Raw genomic sequence first — 15,306 nt, 5'->3', positions numbered from 1 at the left:
GCGGTGATGCAAATGCTCGACCGGCTGCTTGACTTCAGCATGCCGCATCTTGTGGCGGTGCCGATCCTCGTGCCGCTGCTCACGGCTGCGTTGATGCTGCTGCTCGGCGAAAGGCGCCGCCGCACCAAGTCGGCCCTGAGCGTGGTCTCGGGCCTGGTGGGCCTGCTGGCGGCGCTGGCGCTGCTGCGCTGGGTCAACGCCCCCGACACCGGCGATGGGCCCGGCTCCATCGGCGTCTATCTGCCCGGCAACTGGCGCGCGCCCTTCGGCATCGTGCTGGTGGCCGACCGGTTGTCGACCCTGATGGTGGCGCTCACCGGCGTGGTCGCCTTCGCGGCCTCGATCTATTCCACCTCGCGATGGGACCGCGCAGGCGTGCATTTCCATCCGCTCTTGCAGCTGCAGCTCATGGGCCTGAACGGCGCCTTCCTGACCGGTGACCTGTTCAATCTGTTCGTCTTCTTCGAGGTGATGCTCGCGGCCTCCTATGGCTTGCTGCTGCACGGTTCGGGACGGCTGCGCGTGCAGGCCGGGCTGCACTACATAGCGATCAACCTGGCCGCTTCGTCCCTCTTCCTGATTGGCGCGGCCCTGCTCTATGGCGTAACCGGCACGCTCAACATGGCCGACCTCGGCATGCGCATCGCCGAGCTCACGCCAGCCGACCGCGGCCTCGTGCATGCGGCCGCCGCCATCCTTGCGACGGCCTTCTTCGCCAAGGCCGGCGCCTGGCCGCTCAACTTCTGGCTGGTGCCGGCGTACAGCGCGGCGGTGTCGCCGGTGGGCGCCGTCTTCGCGCTCTTGACCAAGCTCGGCATCTACACCCTGCTGCGCCTGTGGACGCTGCTCTTCGCACCCGATGCCGGCAGCTCCGCCGCCTTCGGGCAATCCGCGCTCATCGCAATCGGCCTGGCAACCCTGTTCGCGGGCGCCCTTGGCATCGTGGGCACGCAGCGGCTCTCGAACCTTGCGGGCTTCAGCGTGCTGGTGTCGGCCGGGACGCTGATCGCGGCGATTGGCCTCGGCGAACCGGCCGTGTGGGCCGGCGCGCTCTACTACCTGCTGAGTTCCACGCTTGCGGTCAGCGCCTTCTTCCTTTTGATCGACATGATCGAGCGCTGGCGCAACGCCGGCCTGAGCGTCGCCCCGCATGAGCAGGCAGGCAACGCGCCTTTCCTGGCGGAAGACCTGCGCGTGGTCCACGACGTGAACCTCGACGACGAAGCACAGGCGCTCTATGGCCGCGCCATTCCGGCCGGCGTCGCGTTCCTGGGCCTGAGCTTCATCGGCTGCACCTTGCTGCTCGCCGGCCTGCCGCCGCTCTCGGGCTTCGTCGGCAAGTTCGCGATGCTGTCGGGCGCCTTCGTCACCAGCGGCACCTCCACGGCCGCATGGATCTTTCTGGCGCTGCTGATCGCCTCAGGCTTCCTGGCGCTGATTGCACTGAGCCGCACCGGCATGCGCCATTTCTGGACTCAGCCGCATCCCACCATGCCTGCACTGCCTTTGCTCGAAGTGCTGCCGGTGGCCGGCCTGCTCGCGGCTTGCGTGGCACTGACGGTGTGGGCCGGCCCCGTCATGCGCCACGCGCTCATCACCGCCGAAGGGCTGCACGCGCCCGCGGCATACCGCAACGCCGTGATGAATGCGCGGCAGGTGCCCAATCCGGTGGCTCCAGCGAAAGGCCCTGCCCCATGAAGCGCTGGATTCCTTCGCTACCGCTGTCGATTGCGCTGTTCGTGGTGTGGCTCCTGCTCAACCAGTCGCTGGAGGCTGCCACGCTGGCTTCCGCGCTGGTGCTGGCCCTTGCCGTTCCGCTGCTCACGGAGGGCTTGCGGCCCGCCAGGGTTCGCATGCGCAAGCCCTGGGTCGCGCTGCGGCTCGCGGGCCGGGCCTCGGCCGACATGCTGCATTCCGCGCTCTTCGTGGCGCGGCGGCTGCTCACACGCCGCACGTCGCGCATTGCGTCGAAGTTCGTGAACGTGCCGCTCGAATTGCGCGACCCGAACGGGCTCGCGGTGTTGGCGATGATCATGTGCCTCACGCCAGGCACCGCCTGGGGTGAGATTTCGTTCGACAGCAGTGTGCTGCTGATCCATGTGTTCGACGTCGAAGACGAAGCCGCTTTCATCGCAATGATCAAAGAGCGCTACGAGCACCCCTTGATGGAGATCTTCGAATGACGCCTGTTCTTTTCTGGGCCTTGAGACTCGCGCTGCTGCTGCTCGCCGTGGCCATGCTCTGCGCACTTACCCGCCTTTTGATCGGGCCGACCGCGCAAGACCGCGTGATGGCACTGGACTGCCTCTATATCAACGGCATGCTGATGATGCTGGTGCTCGGCATCGTCTATGCAAGCAACGTGTACTTCGAGGCGGCCATGCTGACGGCGCTGTTCGGCTTCGTGGGGTCGACCGCAATGGCCAAGTTTCTCTTGCGTGGGGAGGTCATTGAATGAGCGCCGCGCCGGGCCGCCCCAAGCAAGCGAGCGCCCCCTCGGGGGACAGCGCGGACACGAAGTGCCGAGCGTGGGGGCAACAACCATGAATGACTTCATCGTCGGACCGCTGCCTCTGTGGGCCGAAATCGTCACCGCGGTGTTCGCCGTTCTGGGCGCGGCCTTTGCGGCCATCGGCTCCTTCGGCCTGGTGCGCTTGCCCACCTTCTTCCGCCGCATCCATGCACCAACGCTCGGCGCCACGGTGGGCGTGTGGTGCATGACGATCGCAACCATCGTCTACTTCTCGGTGCAGGGCTACAGCCTGTTCCTGCACGCCGTGTTGATCGTTCTCTTCATTGCGCTCACGGCGCCCATCACCACCATTTTCCTGATGCGCGCCGCACTCTTTCGCGAACGGCAAAAGGGCGGCGACGTGCCGCCAGCGGCGAAGTCGGCGGACTGACGCGGCCAGGCCGCGATTCATTCAGCTCATCGCAAGCTGCTGCATGCCTTTGGCGCGCGCCACTTCCATTTCGCGCGGCAGCGTCACCGCGTTCTTCACCGCGAGAATCTCGGCCATCACGCTCACCGCGATTTCCGGCGGCGTCTTGCTGCCGATGTAGATGCCGATGGGTCCGCGCAGGCGCGCGAGCGATTCGGCCGTCTGCCCGAAGTGCTCGATCATGCGGTCGCGCCGCGCCTCGGCATTGCGACGCGAGCCGATGGCGCCCACGTAGAACGCCTCGCTCTGCAAGGCTTCGAGCAGCGCCAGGTCGTCGAGCTTCGGATCGTGCGTGAGCGCGACCACGCAGCTGCGCCGGTCGGGCTTGAAGGCCAGCACCGCGTCATCGGGCATCTCCGTGGTGATCTCCACGCCCGGCAGAGACCAGGCAGTGCGGTACTCGGCACGCGGGTCGCACAGCGTCACGGCAAAGCCGCTGAACTTGGCCATCGTCGCGAGGTATTCGGCCAATTGCCCAGCGCCGATCAGCAGCATGCGGTATTCGGGGCCGAAGGTGTTGGTGAGCTCGGTGTCATTCACCTTGAGCTCGTCGGGCGCGGTCGCCTCGGCCAGTCGCACGGCGCCGGTGGCGAGCGCAACGGTGCGCTGCATGAGCTTGCCTTGCTCGAGTTTGGCAACCAGCGTGTCGAGCGAGGCCGCGTCGGGGTCGTATTCGAGCAGCAGCTCCAGCGTGCCGCCGCAGGGCAGCCCGAAGCGATGCGCCTCGTCGGCCGTGATGCCGTACTTCACGAGGGCGGGCGGTGTGCCCGGCGGCACCACTTCGCCCTGGCCGTTATTGGCGTGGGCGTGGCTGTAGCGGGCGATCAAGTCGTCCTCGATGCAGCCGCCGGAGACCGAGCCCACCACCGCGCCGTCGTCCGCCAGCGCCATGATCGAGCCGACCGGCCGTGGAGACGAGCCCCATGTGCGCACCACCGTCGTCAGCAGCGCGCGCTTGCCGGCCTGCCGCCAGTCTCGCAGCGTGCGCAGCACCATGACGTCGAGATTTTCCATGGCGTTGTCCGTGCCCTCAGCTCGCGTCGTCCGATGCGGCGGACGCGTCCTTGTCGTCCTTCTTGCCGAGGCCGATCTTCTTCATGAAGCCGGACATGACGCCCGCCTTCTCCGCGGGGGCCTCCGCCGTTTCTTCGGCGGCGGCAGGAGGCGGGCCGTAGCGGCCCTGCATTTCGGCCTCGAAGCGCTTGAAGAAATCGTCGGCGGTCGACTTGGCGGCGCCATCGATGAGACGCTGGCCCAGCTGAGCGATCTTGCCGCCGACCTGCGCCTGCACGGTGTAGTCGAGTTCGCAGCCGACGGGCGAAGGCGTGGCTTCGGTGGAAGCGGCTTCGACGCCGTCGATGACTGGCGGCACCGCGGCGGCGCCGTCCAGCGGCCTGAGCGTCACGCTCGACGAGCCCTTGGCAAACCCCGCCACGCCGCCCTGCCCCTCGAAAGTGAGCTTGTAGCCGTCGGGCGCGACGATGTCCGACAGCGCCACCTTGCCGTTGAACTTGGCCGACACAGGGCCGATCTTGACCGCCAGCGCCACGCTGTACTGGTTGTCGCCCGTGAGCTCGAACTTGTCGCAGCCGGGAATGCACTTCTTGAGCGTCTCGGGATCGTTGAGCGCTTCCCACGCCTGTTGTTGCGTGATGCCGAGGCGGCGGTTACCGAGCATTTCCATGGTGGAGTTTCCTTTTGTCTTTTCTGTGAGCCGCTAGCGGCTGGACCGCATCAGGGCGGCGAGGCTGGCGGCCAGCTGTTCGAGGGCACTGAGATTGTGGACCGCCAGCATCGCGTCTGCATGGCGGTGCAGCACGCTGGCCCCACGGGCCAAAGGGGCGTAGCCCTCGAAGCGCAGCAGCGGGTTGAGCCACAGCAGCCGGCGCGAGTGGCGCTTGAGCCAGAGCAACTCGTTCTCGAGCAGCGCCGGCTCACCGGTGTCGAGCCCGTCGCTGATCACCAGCACCAGCGTACGGCGGCCCGTCAGGCGACGGGCATGCGCACGGCGCAGTTCGGCCAGCGAACTGCCAAGCCGTGTGCCCCCTGCGAAATCGTCGATGGCGAGGCTGGCGGCGCCCAGCATGGCATCGGTGTCGGCCAGCTTGAAGGCGGGCGTCAGGTCGGTGAGCCGGGTGCCGAATGCGAACACGTCGCGCCGCCCGGCCCGCCGGGTCGATGCGTGCAGAAACGCGAGCAGCAGCCGCGCATAGCGCTCCATCGAGCCCGACACGTCGACCAGCACCAGGAGCGGCAGCGGCTGCTCACGGCGGCTCAGCTTGGGCAGGCGCAGGATCTCGCCGCCCGTGCGCGCCGCCTCGTGCAGCACGCCGGGCCAGTGCATCCGCGCATGCTGCTGCCCCGCATCGCTCGCCACGCGCAGCCGGCGCGACGGCAGCGAGGGAATGGGCAAGGTCACGTCGCGTGCCAGCCGTTCGACCAGCCGGTACTCGGCCGCCCCGAGCGCGTTGAAGTCTGCATGCTGCAGGCGATGGCGCTCGCTCGACGTCATGGCCGCATCAAACTCGACCTCCTTGTCTGGCTTGGCCGGCGCGGCGGGCTTGGCCGGATCGCGCGGCGCAGTGAGCGCATCCCGCACACGCGGGCGCCGCTTTGAAGGCTCGGCCTTGCCCTCGGCGCTCGGCAGCATCTGCGCGAGCAGCTTGTTGGCCAGCTCGGGATCGCGAAACCACGCATCGAAGAGTTCGCGAAACACCATGCGGTCCTGCTCGCGGCTCACCATCACGGCTTCCATTGCGGCACTCAAGTCAAGCCTGCTTTCCACGCCCACGAGCGTGGCCGCTTCAGCAGCGAGTGAGATGCGCATGGCATCGGTGCGCACGCCGGCCCGGCGCAGCGCGCGGCCAAAAGCGGTGATGTTGCCAGCCAGCTTGCCGCTGCGTACGTCGCCGAGTTGCTGGATGCCGGTCATGGGCGGCCGCTACCTTCGGCCGCGCTCAGGGCGCAACCGGCTCCTCGGGCTTCAGCAGGTCGGATGCGAGTTCACGCGTGAGCGCGGCCACGTCGTCGCGCTGCTTGAACAGGATGCCGGCCGTGTCGACCACCACTTCGGGATCGAGCTCGACGGTATCGAGCGCAATCAGCGCCCTCGCCCACTCGACGCTCTCCGCGATGCCGGGTGCGCGCTGAAAAGCGTTGACGAAAGGCGCATCGCGCAGCCGGGCGACAAAAGCGGCCACCTGGGCCGAAAGCTTTTCGCCCGCCTCTGGCACCTGCGCGCGCACGATCGCCAGCTCGCGTTCGCGCTCCGGGTAGTCGAGCCAGTGATAAAGGCAGCGCCGCTTGACCGCATCGTTGAGCTCGCGCGTGCGGTTGCTGGTGAGGATGGTGACCGGCGGCACCACGGCGCGCACGGTGCCGAGCTCGGGAATGCTGACCTGGTATTCACCGAGGTATTCGAGCAGGAAGGCCTCGAAGGGTTCGTCGGCGCGATCGACCTCGTCGATCAGCAGCACGGCGCCGGGCGCGGGGGTCTGCAGCGCCTGCAGCAGCGGGCGACGGATCAGGTAGTGCGGCTGGTAGACCTCGGCTTCGACATCGCGCGCCGCGCCGGTGGCTTCCGCCGCGCGCATGTGCAGCAATTGCGCGGCGTAGTTCCATTCGTAAAGCGCTTCGCGTTGCTCCAGTCCGTCGTAGCACTGCAGGCGCAGCAGCTCACGGTTGAGCGCTTTCGACAGCGCCTTGGCCAGTTCGGTCTTGCCCACGCCGGGTTCGCCCTCGAGCAGCAGCGGGCGCTGCAGCTTGAGCGCAAGGAACACGGCCGTGGCCAGGCGGCGATCGGCAAAGTAGCCGGCCTGCATCAAACCGGCGGAGAGGGAATCGATGGTCGGGAAGATCATGGCAAAGCGTAGCGGAAGACGCGAGGATGCCGCGCCTTCCGGTCGGCGCCCGGCTGTTTCAGCCCAGTGCCTTGGTCACCGCGCGCTGCGTCAGCACGCTGATCAGGTTGGCACGGTAAGCGGCCGATGCATGCAGGTCGCTGTTGAGGTCGCTCGCATCGATCTTCACCGCTGCGGCAGCTGCCGCCGTGAAGCTTTTGTTGAGCGCATCTTCGAGCCCGGCATGCCGGAATACGCCGTTGCCGGCGCCGGTGATCGCCACCCGCACGCCGCTGTCGTACTGCGCGAGGAATACGCCGACGAGCGGAAAGTTCGATGCCTTCTGGCGCAGCTTTTCATACACGGCGCGCTTGGGAATCGGAAAGCGGATCGCGGTGATCAGCTCGTCTTCTTCCAGCGCCGTGGTGAAGAGGCCCAGGAAAAAATCGTCGGCCGCGATCTCTCGCTTCGACGTGATCACGGTAGCGCCGGAACCCAGCACCGCGCTGGGATAGCAGGCGGCGGGATCGTTATTGGCCACGGAGCCGCCGATGGTGCCCATGGCGCGCACCTGCCGGTCGCCGATGCGCGAAGCCAGGTCGGCCAGTGCGGGGAAGGCGGCTTTCACGTCGGGGTTGTTGGCGACGTCGAGGTGGCGCGACATGGCGCCGATGGTGATGGTGCCAGCGTCTTTCTTGATGCCGGTGAGTTCCTTGATGCCGCCAAGGTCCACGAGCCGCTCGGGCGCGGAGAGCCTGAGCTTCATGGAGGCGAGCAGCGTCTGGCCGCCGGCCAGCGGCTTGGCGCCGGCGGTGACCAGCTTGGCCGCATCGGCCACGGTGGAGGGCCGTTCGAGTGTGAAGGGGTACATGGTGTGTGGTTCCTTCTGTGTTCAGGGGGCGGGACGGCCTTGGGTGCTGGCGGCCAGCGTGGGCTCTTGCGGCGGCGCGGTTTTCGCGTCGCTGCCGCTGCCTTTCTGCATGGCTTCCCAGACGCGGTTGGCCGATGCGGGCATGTCGAGGTCCTTGACGCCGAGCGGCGCCAGCGCGTCGAGCACGGCGTTGATCACGGCCGGCGGCGAACCGATGGCCCCTGCCTCGCCGCAGCCCTTGGTGCCGAGCGGGTTGTGCGTGCACGGCGTGCACACGGTGTCGAGTTTGAACTGCGGAAAATCGGCCGCCCTGGGCATGGCGTAGTCCATGAAGCTGCCGGTGAGCAGCTGGCCGGTCTCGTTGTCGTACACGCAGTTTTCGAGCAGCGCCTGGCCGATGCCCTGCACCAGACCGCCGTGCACCTGGCCCTCGACGATCATTGGATTGATGATGGTGCCGAAGTCGTCCACCGCGGTGAAGCGGTCGACGCGGACCTCGCCGGTCTGCTTGTCGACCTCAACCTCGCAGATGTAGGTGCCGCCCGGGAACGTGAAGTTGGTCGGGTCGTAGAAGGCGGTTTCGTTAAGGCCGGGCTCGAGCTTGTCGAGCGGATAGTTGTGCGGCACGTAGGCGGTGAGCGCCACTTGGCCGAACGGGATCTTCTTGTCGGTGCCCTTGACCGTGAACTCGCCGTTGGCAAACTCGATGTCGGCGTCGCTCGCCTCCATCAGGTGCGCGGCAATCTTCTTGGCCTTGGTCTCGATCTTGTCGAGCGCCTTCATGATGGCCGCGCCGCCGACCGAGATCGATCGCGAGCCGTAGGTGCCCATGCCGAAGGGCACGCGGCCCGTGTCGCCATGCACCACGTCGACGTTGTCGACCGGAATGCCCAGCCGCGCCGCCACCACTTGCGCAAAGGTGGTCTCGTGCCCCTGACCGTGGCTGTGCGAGCCGGTGAACACCGTCACGCTGCCGGTCGGGTGCACGCGGATTTCGCCGCATTCGAACAAGCCCGCGCGCGCGCCCAGCGCCCCCGCGATGTTCGACGGCGCGATGCCGCAGGCCTCGATGTAGCTCGAGTAGCCGATACCCCGCAGATTGCCCTTGGCCTCGGTGGCGGCCTTGCGCTGGGCATAGCCTTCGACATCGGCCAGCACCCGGGCCTTGTCCATGCAGGCATGGAAGTCGCCCGTGTCGTACTGCAGTGCCACCGGCGTCTGGTAGGGGAAGGTGGTGATGAAGTTGCGCTTGCGGATCTCGTCCTGGCCCAGGTTCATTTCCCAGGCGCAGCGCGAAACGAGGCGTTCGAGCAGGTAGGTGGCCTCGGGCCGCCCCGCGCCGCGGTAGGCATCGACCGGCGCCGTGTTGGTGAACCACGCATCGACCTCGACGTAGATCTGCGGCGTGGTGTACTGGCCCGCAAGCAGCGTGGCGTAGAGGATGGTGGGCACCGCGGTCGCAAAGGTCGACAGGTAGGCGCCCAGGTTGGCGTCGGTGTGCACCCGCATCGCGAGGAACTTGCCATCCTTGTCCAGCGCCATCTCGGCATGGCTCACGTGGTCGCGGCCATGCGCATCGGACAGGAAGCACTCGGAGCGTTCCGCCGTCCACTTGATGTTGCGGTTGAGCTGCTTGGCGGCCCAGGTCAGGCACACGTCTTCGGCATACAAGAAGATCTTGGAGCCGAAGCCGCCGCCCACGTCGGGTGCGATCACGCGCACCTTGTGCTCGGGCAGGCCCAGCACAAAAGCGGTCATCAGCAAGCGCTCTACGTGCGGGTTCTGGTTGGACACGTACAACGTGTAGTCGTCGGTGCCGCGGCTGTAGCTGCCGATGGCTACGCGCGGCTCGATCGGGTTGGGCACCAGCCGGTTGTTGACCAGGTCGAGCTTGGTCACGTGCGCGGCATTGGCAAACACCGCATCGACCGCGGCCTTGTCGCCCAGCGCCCACTTGTAGCACCGGTTGTCAGGCGCCTCGTCGTGCAGCGTGACGCCGCTGGCCGTTTTGGCCGCGTCGGCCACGCTCACCAGCGCGGGCAGCACGTCATAGTCGACCACCACGGCCTCGGCCGCGTTCTTGGCCTGCTCGACCGTTTCGGCCACCACCATGGCCACGTGGTCGCCCACGTAGCGCACTTTATTGATCGCGAGGATCGGGTGCATCGGCTCCTTCATGGGGGTGCCGTCGGGGTTGTTGATGAGCCAGCCGCAAGGCAGCCCGCCCATCTTTCCCTCGATGTCCTTGCCGCTGAAGATACCGACCACGCCGGGCATCTTCAGCGCCTCGGCAATGTCGACAGACTTGATGACCGCGTGGGCGTGCGGCGAGCGCACGAAGACCGCATGGCTCTGGTTGGCCAGCGTGATGTCGTCGGTGTAGTTGCCTGCGCCGGTCAGGAAGCGATAGTCTTCCTTGCGCCGCAGCGCCTCACCGATGTGGGGCAGGTTCGAGAAGTCGGAAGCACCCATGATGTGGCTCCCTTCAGGCGGTGGCAGTTGTCTTGACCGGGGTGCCCGAGGCCATCGCCTCGCCGCCCATCTTCACGGCCTTGACGATGTTCTGGTAGCCCGTGCAGCGGCACAGGTTGCCGTCGAGCAGCTCGCGGATCTCGGCTTCGCTCGACTTTGGATGGTGGGTGCACAGGTCGATGGCGCTCATGACCATCCCGGGGGTGCAGAACCCGCACTGCAGGCCGTGGCACTCCTTGAAGGCCGCCTGCATGGGGTGCATGGTCCCGTCCGGCTGGGCGACGCCCTCGATGGTGGTGATTTCCGCACCGGCCACCTGCCCTACCAGTACGTTGCAGGACTTGACGGCGCGCCCGTTCACGTGAACGGTGCAGGCGCCGCACTGGGCGGTGTCGCAGCCGACATGGGTGCCGGTGAGATGAAGATGCTCGCGGATGGCGTGCACCAGGAATGTGTTGGGGGGTGCGTCGACCGTGGCCGGTCGGCCGTTGACCGTGAAAGCTACCTGCATTTTGGCTGTCTCCGTTGAAGGTGATGGCTGGCTCAGCGAGTGGCATCTTGGATGCCTGCCCCGTGCACTATCCTAGGCAAAACCCTCGCCGCTTGCGCAGCTTGCGCGAAATTCTCAAAATGAAACAACTTGCCAAACGGCAAGAATCAAGAAAAAGACCTCGTCCGAGACACCCGACCCGATGCCCGCTCCCCTCGTCCTGCCCCCGCCCGAGCGCTCGCTCGCCATTGCAGAGGCCCGCCGGGAGCTGATCCACGGCGAAGGTTCGCATTCCCGCGGCAGCGTGCGCATCGAGCCATGGATCGTCCGATCCTGGGAGCGCTGCATCGAAGCCGGGCGGCAGCCGCAGCAGCGCGTGGAGTTCGAACCGGTGGGCCGGTCGGCGGTTCGCCACGTCGCCGAGCACAACCGGAAGCTGGTGGCGGCGGCCCGGCCGGTCATCGAGCGGCTCTCCCGAGCGATTGCCGACACGCAGTATTTCGCCGTACTGACCGACGCCGCCGGCATCGTGGTCGACGTGGGCCCACTGCCCAACGGCACCGATGCCGCCAGCCGCCATGCCCGCAACATCGCGCGCGTCGGCGTCGACCTGTCGGAGCGCGCGATCGGCACCAGCGCCATCAGCACCGCGCTGACCGAGCAGGAATCGGTGTGGCTGCACCGCGGCGAGCATTTCTTCGAAGACACCAGCGTCTACAGCTGCGCCGGGGCGCCGCTTTTCGGCCCGCGGGGCGACTGCATCGGGATGCTCGACCTGACCGGCGTGCACGTGGTCGAGCGGCCGGAGCTGCGGCACTTGGCCACGCTCTCGGCGCGCAGCATCGAGAACATGCTGGTGCTGAACGAACCGTGCGAGTTGCGGCTGCATCTCTCGTGGCCCGGCTGTCCTGTAGGCAACGATGCCACCGAGGGCCTGGTATGCATCGACGCTGAGGGCAAGGTCACAGGCGCCAATGCCGCAGCGCGGCAAATGCTGCACCAGCCGCTCGCAACGCGCGGCCCGAATACCCTGCATTGCAACGACCTGTTCGCGCTGCCGCTGGAGATGCTGTTCGATGCGGCCCGGCGTGGCGAGGCCGTGCTCGAGGTGCCGCTCTGGTCCGGGTTGCGCATCGAGGTGCGGCCGCGGCGCGGCGGCAAGAGACCGGCGAGTGCGGCGCCCGAGGCCCGGCCCCTGCTGCGAGACGTCGAAACCGCGCTCATTCGCAAGGCCGTGACCGACGCCCGCGGCAACGTGGCCGAAGCCGCGCGCACCCTCGGCATCAGCCGCGCTACCGTCTACCGCAAGCTCTGGCGCGGCCGCGCCGCCGGGTCGGCGGACTGAAACTTCAGGCGCCCACTGGCACCTTGTCGAGGAAGCCGGTCACCGAGCGCAGCTTGCCCGCATCGAGCCGGGCGAAGTCGGTGCCCTGGATCAGGTCTTCGGCGCCGCTCGGGCCCAGGGTCCACGAGAACCGCAGGTTGTCGCCATGCGCCTCGGCCTTGCCGAACAGGTTGAAGCGAAAACCCGGGTAGCGCTGGTGCACGGCACCGACCAACGCGCTGATCTGCTCGGGGCCGCTGGCCTGTGCCATGGGATCGGCGTAGTGCGCGTCGGCCGTCCAGTGGGCCTCGATCAGCGCGGCGCGACGCGCGGCATCGGTTTCGTTCCAGACGGCGATGTAGCGTTGGGCAATGGCGGCGGCGTCGTGTGCGGCGATGTTCATGATGACGATTCCTTTCGAGAGCGATACCCGCAACATCGCGGGGTGCAGGAATGGTCGCGCCGCGTGCGCGCGGCGTCGATGACCTCGCAGGTCATGGAGCGCGGCGGCCGCTGCGCCATTCAGTTAGGAGCGGCAGTTCAATTCGATTGATTGCTCCCGCGTCACAACTTCGCAAAAGCGGTTTCAGCTTCAGCTGCTGCTACATTCAGCCCCAATCAAAACAGCCGAAACAGGCAAGGGAGTAAGTCATGAAAAAATTGACTGTGTTGCTGCGCGCGCGTGCGCAAGTGGTGGGCCGGATTTCCGGACTTGTCATTGCTGGTTTGCTGTGCTGCCTGAGCCTCAATGCATTAGCGTCCATAACCGCCGCCACAGAGTACATGTACACGGAAGTGTTGTGGGGAATACCTCCAACCTCATGGAGCACCGACAGAGCGGCGTTGTGTGCAGGCATGAGTTCAGCATGGAATGCAAAAGTGGGCTCGGGGAAGACGGGCTACACCCAGTATGTTGAAGCTAGTGGCTTCTGCGACTTCTACAGCGTAGATAGCGCTACCGGCGTAAAGCGTATTGCGGAATCGATAGGCCCAGCGCACAGATATGTTTGCCCTGTCGGCAGCACGATTTCCAATTTGGGCAATCCTCCGCAGTGCTCATGCAATACGAACGAGGGTTATCAGGAAAACAGTTCCTCATGCGTAGCCAGTGTTCCTGAGCCGAGTGTTGCCGATCCATTGAGTCGAGGCCGATCTGGCGGTCAATGCCAACGGCCCATTGCTGGCGCTTCGACGCCTTACCCGATATTTCCTGCCACGGGCGAGAAATACCGCTCCGAATCCGACATCGTGGATTCAGGACCCGCGCCTCTCTCGTTCGTTCGCACATATCGCAGCAACTGGTCCAGCGATGCTTCCCGCTCCGCCGCGGTTATGGGGCAAGTCTGGACTCACAACCACAACTACACCTTGTCTGCCACTCCGCTCGGCGCTCCGCGAGACATCACCCTGACCCTGCCAGAAGGCTACGTTCGCCTCTTCAGCAAGGCTGCCGGCGCTTCCATCTGGACCGCTAGCAACAGCATAGACACGCTGACGCAACTCAGTTCCGGTGCCTGGAGCTGGAAACGTGCTGACGATGACACTGTTTTCAATTTCAACGCGGCCGGCAAACTCCAGACCCAGGTCGCTCGCAACGGCTGGACGACTTCGTATACCTACGATGGTTCGGGCCGCCTGAGCACGGTCAGCAACACGTTTGGCCGCACCCTGACTCTGAGCTACAACAGTATGGGGAAACTCGCCAACGTCACCGCCCCGGGAGGCAAGACCCTCGGCTACAGCTACGACGCAGCGGGCCGCTTGTCGGTCGTCACTTACCCCGACGCCAAGACCCGCAGCTTCGTCTACGAGAACACCTCATTTCCGCAAGCCCTCACCGGCATCTTCGACGAAACAAACGCACGGTGGGCCACCTTCGCCTATGACGCTCAAGGCAAGGCGATAAGCACCCAGCTTGCCGGCAACGTCGAAACCTATCAGGTCAGCTTGAGCTGGCCCCTTGAATGACAGGACACGGTCTATCGCTTATCTTTAAAGATAGGAGTAGGACTGTGAGTACGACTAGGAATACGGATACCGTCGAAGTGATCATGAGAGACCAGCGCCGCAGGCGCTGGTCTCTTGCAGAGAAGGCCGCACTGGTTCGTCGAAGCTACGAACCTGGCATGAGCGTGTCGCTCGTCGCACGTCAGGAAGGCGTTGCCGCCAGCCTGCTGTTCCAGTGGCGCAAGCTGGAGCGGCAAGGGGCGCTGACGGCTGTATCGGCGGGCGAGGCTGTGGTGCCGGCTTCGGAACTGGCAGCCGCTCGTGCCGAGATCGCCAAGCTACAGCGCGTGCTTGGCAAGAAGACACTGGAGAACGAGATCCTCAAGGAAGCTGTGGAGTACGCCGCAGAAAAAAAGTGGATTGCGCGCTCGCCCTTGCTGGACGGGGACGGCCAGTGAAGGCCGTCTGCCAGGCCCTTGGGTTGGCGCGCTCGAACATTCATCGCTTGCAAGCTCGCCCCGAGTCCTGGATCGACGCCCGGACACGACGCACGGCGCCTGCAAGCGACGTGGCCTTGCTCGACGAGATCAAAGCCCAGATCACCGAGTTGCCGACCTATGGCTACCGGCGTGCCTGCGCGTTGGTGAACCGGCATCGAGCCACCATCGGTGCGCCGCGAGTGAACGCCAAGCGCATCTACCGCGTGATGGCGGCTCATGCATTGCTGCTACCGAAGGCGCCGAGACGGCGCCAGTCCAGCCGGCCCCACGAGGGCAAGGTGGCCGTCGCGCACAGCGACATGCGCTGGTGCTCGGACGGCTTCGAGATCAAGTGTGATTCGGGGCAGACCGTGACCGCGACCTTCACCAAGGACTGCTGCGACCGTGAGATCCTGGCCTATCGGGCATGGGAGGGCAAAGGGCTGCCGGGCGAGCCGGTGCGCGAAATGCTCATCGAGGCCGTGGAGAAGCGCTTCGGCGGCGTCGAGGGTGTTCCCAGTACCCACGCCTTGGAGTTCCTCTCGGACAACGGGGGCGCCTACATCGCGGCCGAGACCCGGCAGATCGCTCGACAACTGGGCCTGAGCCCAGTCAACACGCCCGTGTGCAGCCCCCAGAGCAACGGCATGGCCGAGAGCTTCGTGAACACGTTCAAGCGCGACTACGTCAGCCGCATGGACCTTGCCGATGCGAGAACGGTGATGGCGCAGATGGCCGCAGCCTTCGAGCACTTCAATGAGGTGCATCCGCACTCGGCATTAAAGATGAAATCACCCAGGGAGTTCAGGCAGCATCGCGCTGCCCACCAGCGCCTTGCTCAGATCGAGCAGACGCTACATTGCGAATAGCCCGTGTCCTGAAATACGGGGGCAAGATCAAGCTATCCGTACTTGGGCTCGGCCGTTATCGTCGACCCCTTAG

General features: G+C 66.0%; 15 protein-coding genes. 7 read left to right on the top strand and 8 right to left on the bottom strand.

The window, feature by feature from the left end:
- Positions 1-6: 6 nt before the first annotated feature.
- From J2X92_RS22595 to mnhG, 4 genes are all read left to right on the top strand, one after another.
- Positions 7-1,698 carry a monovalent cation/H+ antiporter subunit D gene (locus tag J2X92_RS22595; RefSeq protein ID WP_307578929.1) on the top strand — a complete coding sequence of 564 codons (1,692 nt, stop codon included), beginning with the start codon at positions 7-9 and terminating at the stop codon, positions 1,696-1,698.
- Positions 1,695-2,183, top strand: coding sequence for a Na+/H+ antiporter subunit E (locus J2X92_RS22590; RefSeq protein WP_307578926.1), 489 nt, complete (start codon positions 1,695-1,697; stop codon positions 2,181-2,183). Before J2X92_RS22595 ends, J2X92_RS22590 begins: the two co-directional genes overlap by 4 nt.
- Positions 2,180-2,458: a K+/H+ antiporter subunit F gene (locus tag J2X92_RS22585; RefSeq protein ID WP_307578924.1), complete on the top strand. Its 279-nt coding sequence runs from the start codon at positions 2,180-2,182 to the stop codon at positions 2,456-2,458. The genes J2X92_RS22590 and J2X92_RS22585 overlap by 4 nt, the downstream gene beginning before the upstream one ends.
- A gap of 85 nt (positions 2,459-2,543) precedes the next feature.
- On the top strand, positions 2,544-2,903 hold the full coding sequence (gene mnhG, locus J2X92_RS22580) for a monovalent cation/H(+) antiporter subunit G (protein WP_307578922.1): 360 nt from the start codon (positions 2,544-2,546) through the stop codon (positions 2,901-2,903).
- A 21-nt stretch (positions 2,904-2,924) separates the two neighbouring features.
- On the opposite strand, the gene J2X92_RS22575 is transcribed toward mnhG, so the two are convergent.
- The 7 genes from J2X92_RS22575 to J2X92_RS22545 are packed head-to-tail and all read right to left on the bottom strand — an operon-like array spanning position 2,925 to position 10,635.
- On the bottom strand, positions 2,925-3,956 hold the full coding sequence (locus J2X92_RS22575) for an XdhC family protein (RefSeq protein ID WP_307578920.1): 1,032 nt from the start codon (positions 3,954-3,956) through the stop codon (positions 2,925-2,927).
- 16 nt (positions 3,957-3,972) lie between these two features.
- Positions 3,973-4,626 carry a CoxG family protein gene (locus J2X92_RS22570; RefSeq protein WP_307578918.1) on the bottom strand — a complete coding sequence of 218 codons (654 nt, stop codon included), beginning with the start codon at positions 4,624-4,626 and terminating at the stop codon, positions 3,973-3,975.
- Between the two features lie 33 nt (positions 4,627-4,659).
- Positions 4,660-5,874: a vWA domain-containing protein gene (locus J2X92_RS22565; RefSeq protein ID WP_307578916.1), complete on the bottom strand. Its 1,215-nt coding sequence runs from the start codon at positions 5,872-5,874 to the stop codon at positions 4,660-4,662.
- 25 nt (positions 5,875-5,899) lie between these two features.
- Positions 5,900-6,802, bottom strand: coding sequence for an AAA family ATPase (locus J2X92_RS22560; RefSeq protein ID WP_055799247.1), 903 nt, complete (start codon positions 6,800-6,802; stop codon positions 5,900-5,902).
- A 58-nt stretch (positions 6,803-6,860) separates the two neighbouring features.
- A complete protein-coding gene (locus tag J2X92_RS22555; protein WP_307578913.1) occupies positions 6,861-7,652 on the bottom strand; it encodes an FAD binding domain-containing protein in 792 nt (263 codons plus the stop codon).
- A gap of 21 nt (positions 7,653-7,673) precedes the next feature.
- Complete coding sequence (locus J2X92_RS22550) at positions 7,674-10,124, bottom strand: xanthine dehydrogenase family protein molybdopterin-binding subunit (protein WP_307578912.1); 2,451 nt, start codon at positions 10,122-10,124, stop codon at positions 7,674-7,676.
- 13 nt (positions 10,125-10,137) lie between these two features.
- Complete coding sequence (locus tag J2X92_RS22545; protein ID WP_307578910.1) at positions 10,138-10,635, bottom strand: (2Fe-2S)-binding protein; 498 nt, start codon at positions 10,633-10,635, stop codon at positions 10,138-10,140.
- A 181-nt stretch (positions 10,636-10,816) separates the two neighbouring features.
- On the opposite strand from J2X92_RS22545, the gene J2X92_RS22540 reads away from it, so the two are divergent.
- Complete coding sequence (locus tag J2X92_RS22540) at positions 10,817-11,959, top strand: helix-turn-helix domain-containing protein (protein WP_307578908.1); 1,143 nt, start codon at positions 10,817-10,819, stop codon at positions 11,957-11,959.
- Between the two features lie 4 nt (positions 11,960-11,963).
- Here J2X92_RS22540 and J2X92_RS22535 read toward each other — a convergent pair whose 3' ends face one another.
- Positions 11,964-12,341 carry a nuclear transport factor 2 family protein gene (locus J2X92_RS22535; RefSeq protein ID WP_307578906.1) on the bottom strand — a complete coding sequence of 126 codons (378 nt, stop codon included), beginning with the start codon at positions 12,339-12,341 and terminating at the stop codon, positions 11,964-11,966.
- 248 nt (positions 12,342-12,589) lie between these two features.
- Between J2X92_RS22535 and J2X92_RS22530 the strand changes: the two genes are divergently transcribed.
- Positions 12,590-13,906: a DUF6531 domain-containing protein gene (locus J2X92_RS22530; protein WP_307578903.1), complete on the top strand. Its 1,317-nt coding sequence runs from the start codon at positions 12,590-12,592 to the stop codon at positions 13,904-13,906.
- 83 nt (positions 13,907-13,989) lie between these two features.
- Positions 13,990-15,233, top strand: a protein-coding gene (locus J2X92_RS22525) for an IS3 family transposase (RefSeq protein ID WP_307578901.1) whose coding sequence is annotated in 2 segments (ribosomal slippage) — positions 13,990-14,287 and positions 14,287-15,233 — 1,245 coding nt in all. Because the reading frame shifts where the segments join, the coding sequence is not laid out codon by codon here.
- The last annotated feature ends 73 nt before the right edge of the window (positions 15,234-15,306 follow it).

Origin of the sequence: Variovorax paradoxus, assembly GCF_030811855.1 — a bacterium.
Taxonomy (GTDB): Bacteria; Pseudomonadota; Gammaproteobacteria; order Burkholderiales; family Burkholderiaceae_C; genus Variovorax; species Variovorax paradoxus_L.
The sequence above is the reverse complement of the archived record's forward strand: the minus strand, read 5'-3'. Positions and strand labels throughout refer to the sequence as shown.

Bases quoted from the DNA above. Each gene is read 5' to 3' on its own strand.
- J2X92_RS22595 (WP_307578929.1), top strand. From the start codon at position 7: ATGCAAATGCTCGACCGGCTGCTTGACTTCAGCATGCCGCATCTTGTG.
- J2X92_RS22590 (WP_307578926.1), top strand. From the start codon at position 1,695: ATGAAGCGCTGGATTCCTTCGCTACCGCTGTCGATTGCGCTGTTCGTG.
- J2X92_RS22585 (WP_307578924.1), top strand. From the start codon at position 2,180: ATGACGCCTGTTCTTTTCTGGGCCTTGAGACTCGCGCTGCTGCTGCTC.
- mnhG (WP_307578922.1), top strand. From the start codon at position 2,544: ATGAATGACTTCATCGTCGGACCGCTGCCTCTGTGGGCCGAAATCGTC.
- J2X92_RS22575 (WP_307578920.1), bottom strand. From the start codon at position 3,956: ATGGAAAATCTCGACGTCATGGTGCTGCGCACGCTGCGAGACTGGCGG.
- J2X92_RS22570 (WP_307578918.1), bottom strand. From the start codon at position 4,626: ATGGAAATGCTCGGTAACCGCCGCCTCGGCATCACGCAACAACAGGCG.
- J2X92_RS22565 (WP_307578916.1), bottom strand. From the start codon at position 5,874: ATGACCGGCATCCAGCAACTCGGCGACGTACGCAGCGGCAAGCTGGCT.
- J2X92_RS22560 (WP_055799247.1), bottom strand. From the start codon at position 6,802: ATGATCTTCCCGACCATCGATTCCCTCTCCGCCGGTTTGATGCAGGCC.
- J2X92_RS22555 (WP_307578913.1), bottom strand. From the start codon at position 7,652: ATGTACCCCTTCACACTCGAACGGCCCTCCACCGTGGCCGATGCGGCC.
- J2X92_RS22550 (WP_307578912.1), bottom strand. From the start codon at position 10,124: ATGGGTGCTTCCGACTTCTCGAACCTGCCCCACATCGGTGAGGCGCTG.
- J2X92_RS22545 (WP_307578910.1), bottom strand. From the start codon at position 10,635: ATGCAGGTAGCTTTCACGGTCAACGGCCGACCGGCCACGGTCGACGCA.
- J2X92_RS22540 (WP_307578908.1), top strand. From the start codon at position 10,817: ATGCCCGCTCCCCTCGTCCTGCCCCCGCCCGAGCGCTCGCTCGCCATT.
- J2X92_RS22535 (WP_307578906.1), bottom strand. From the start codon at position 12,341: ATGAACATCGCCGCACACGACGCCGCCGCCATTGCCCAACGCTACATC.
- J2X92_RS22530 (WP_307578903.1), top strand. From the start codon at position 12,590: ATGAAAAAATTGACTGTGTTGCTGCGCGCGCGTGCGCAAGTGGTGGGC.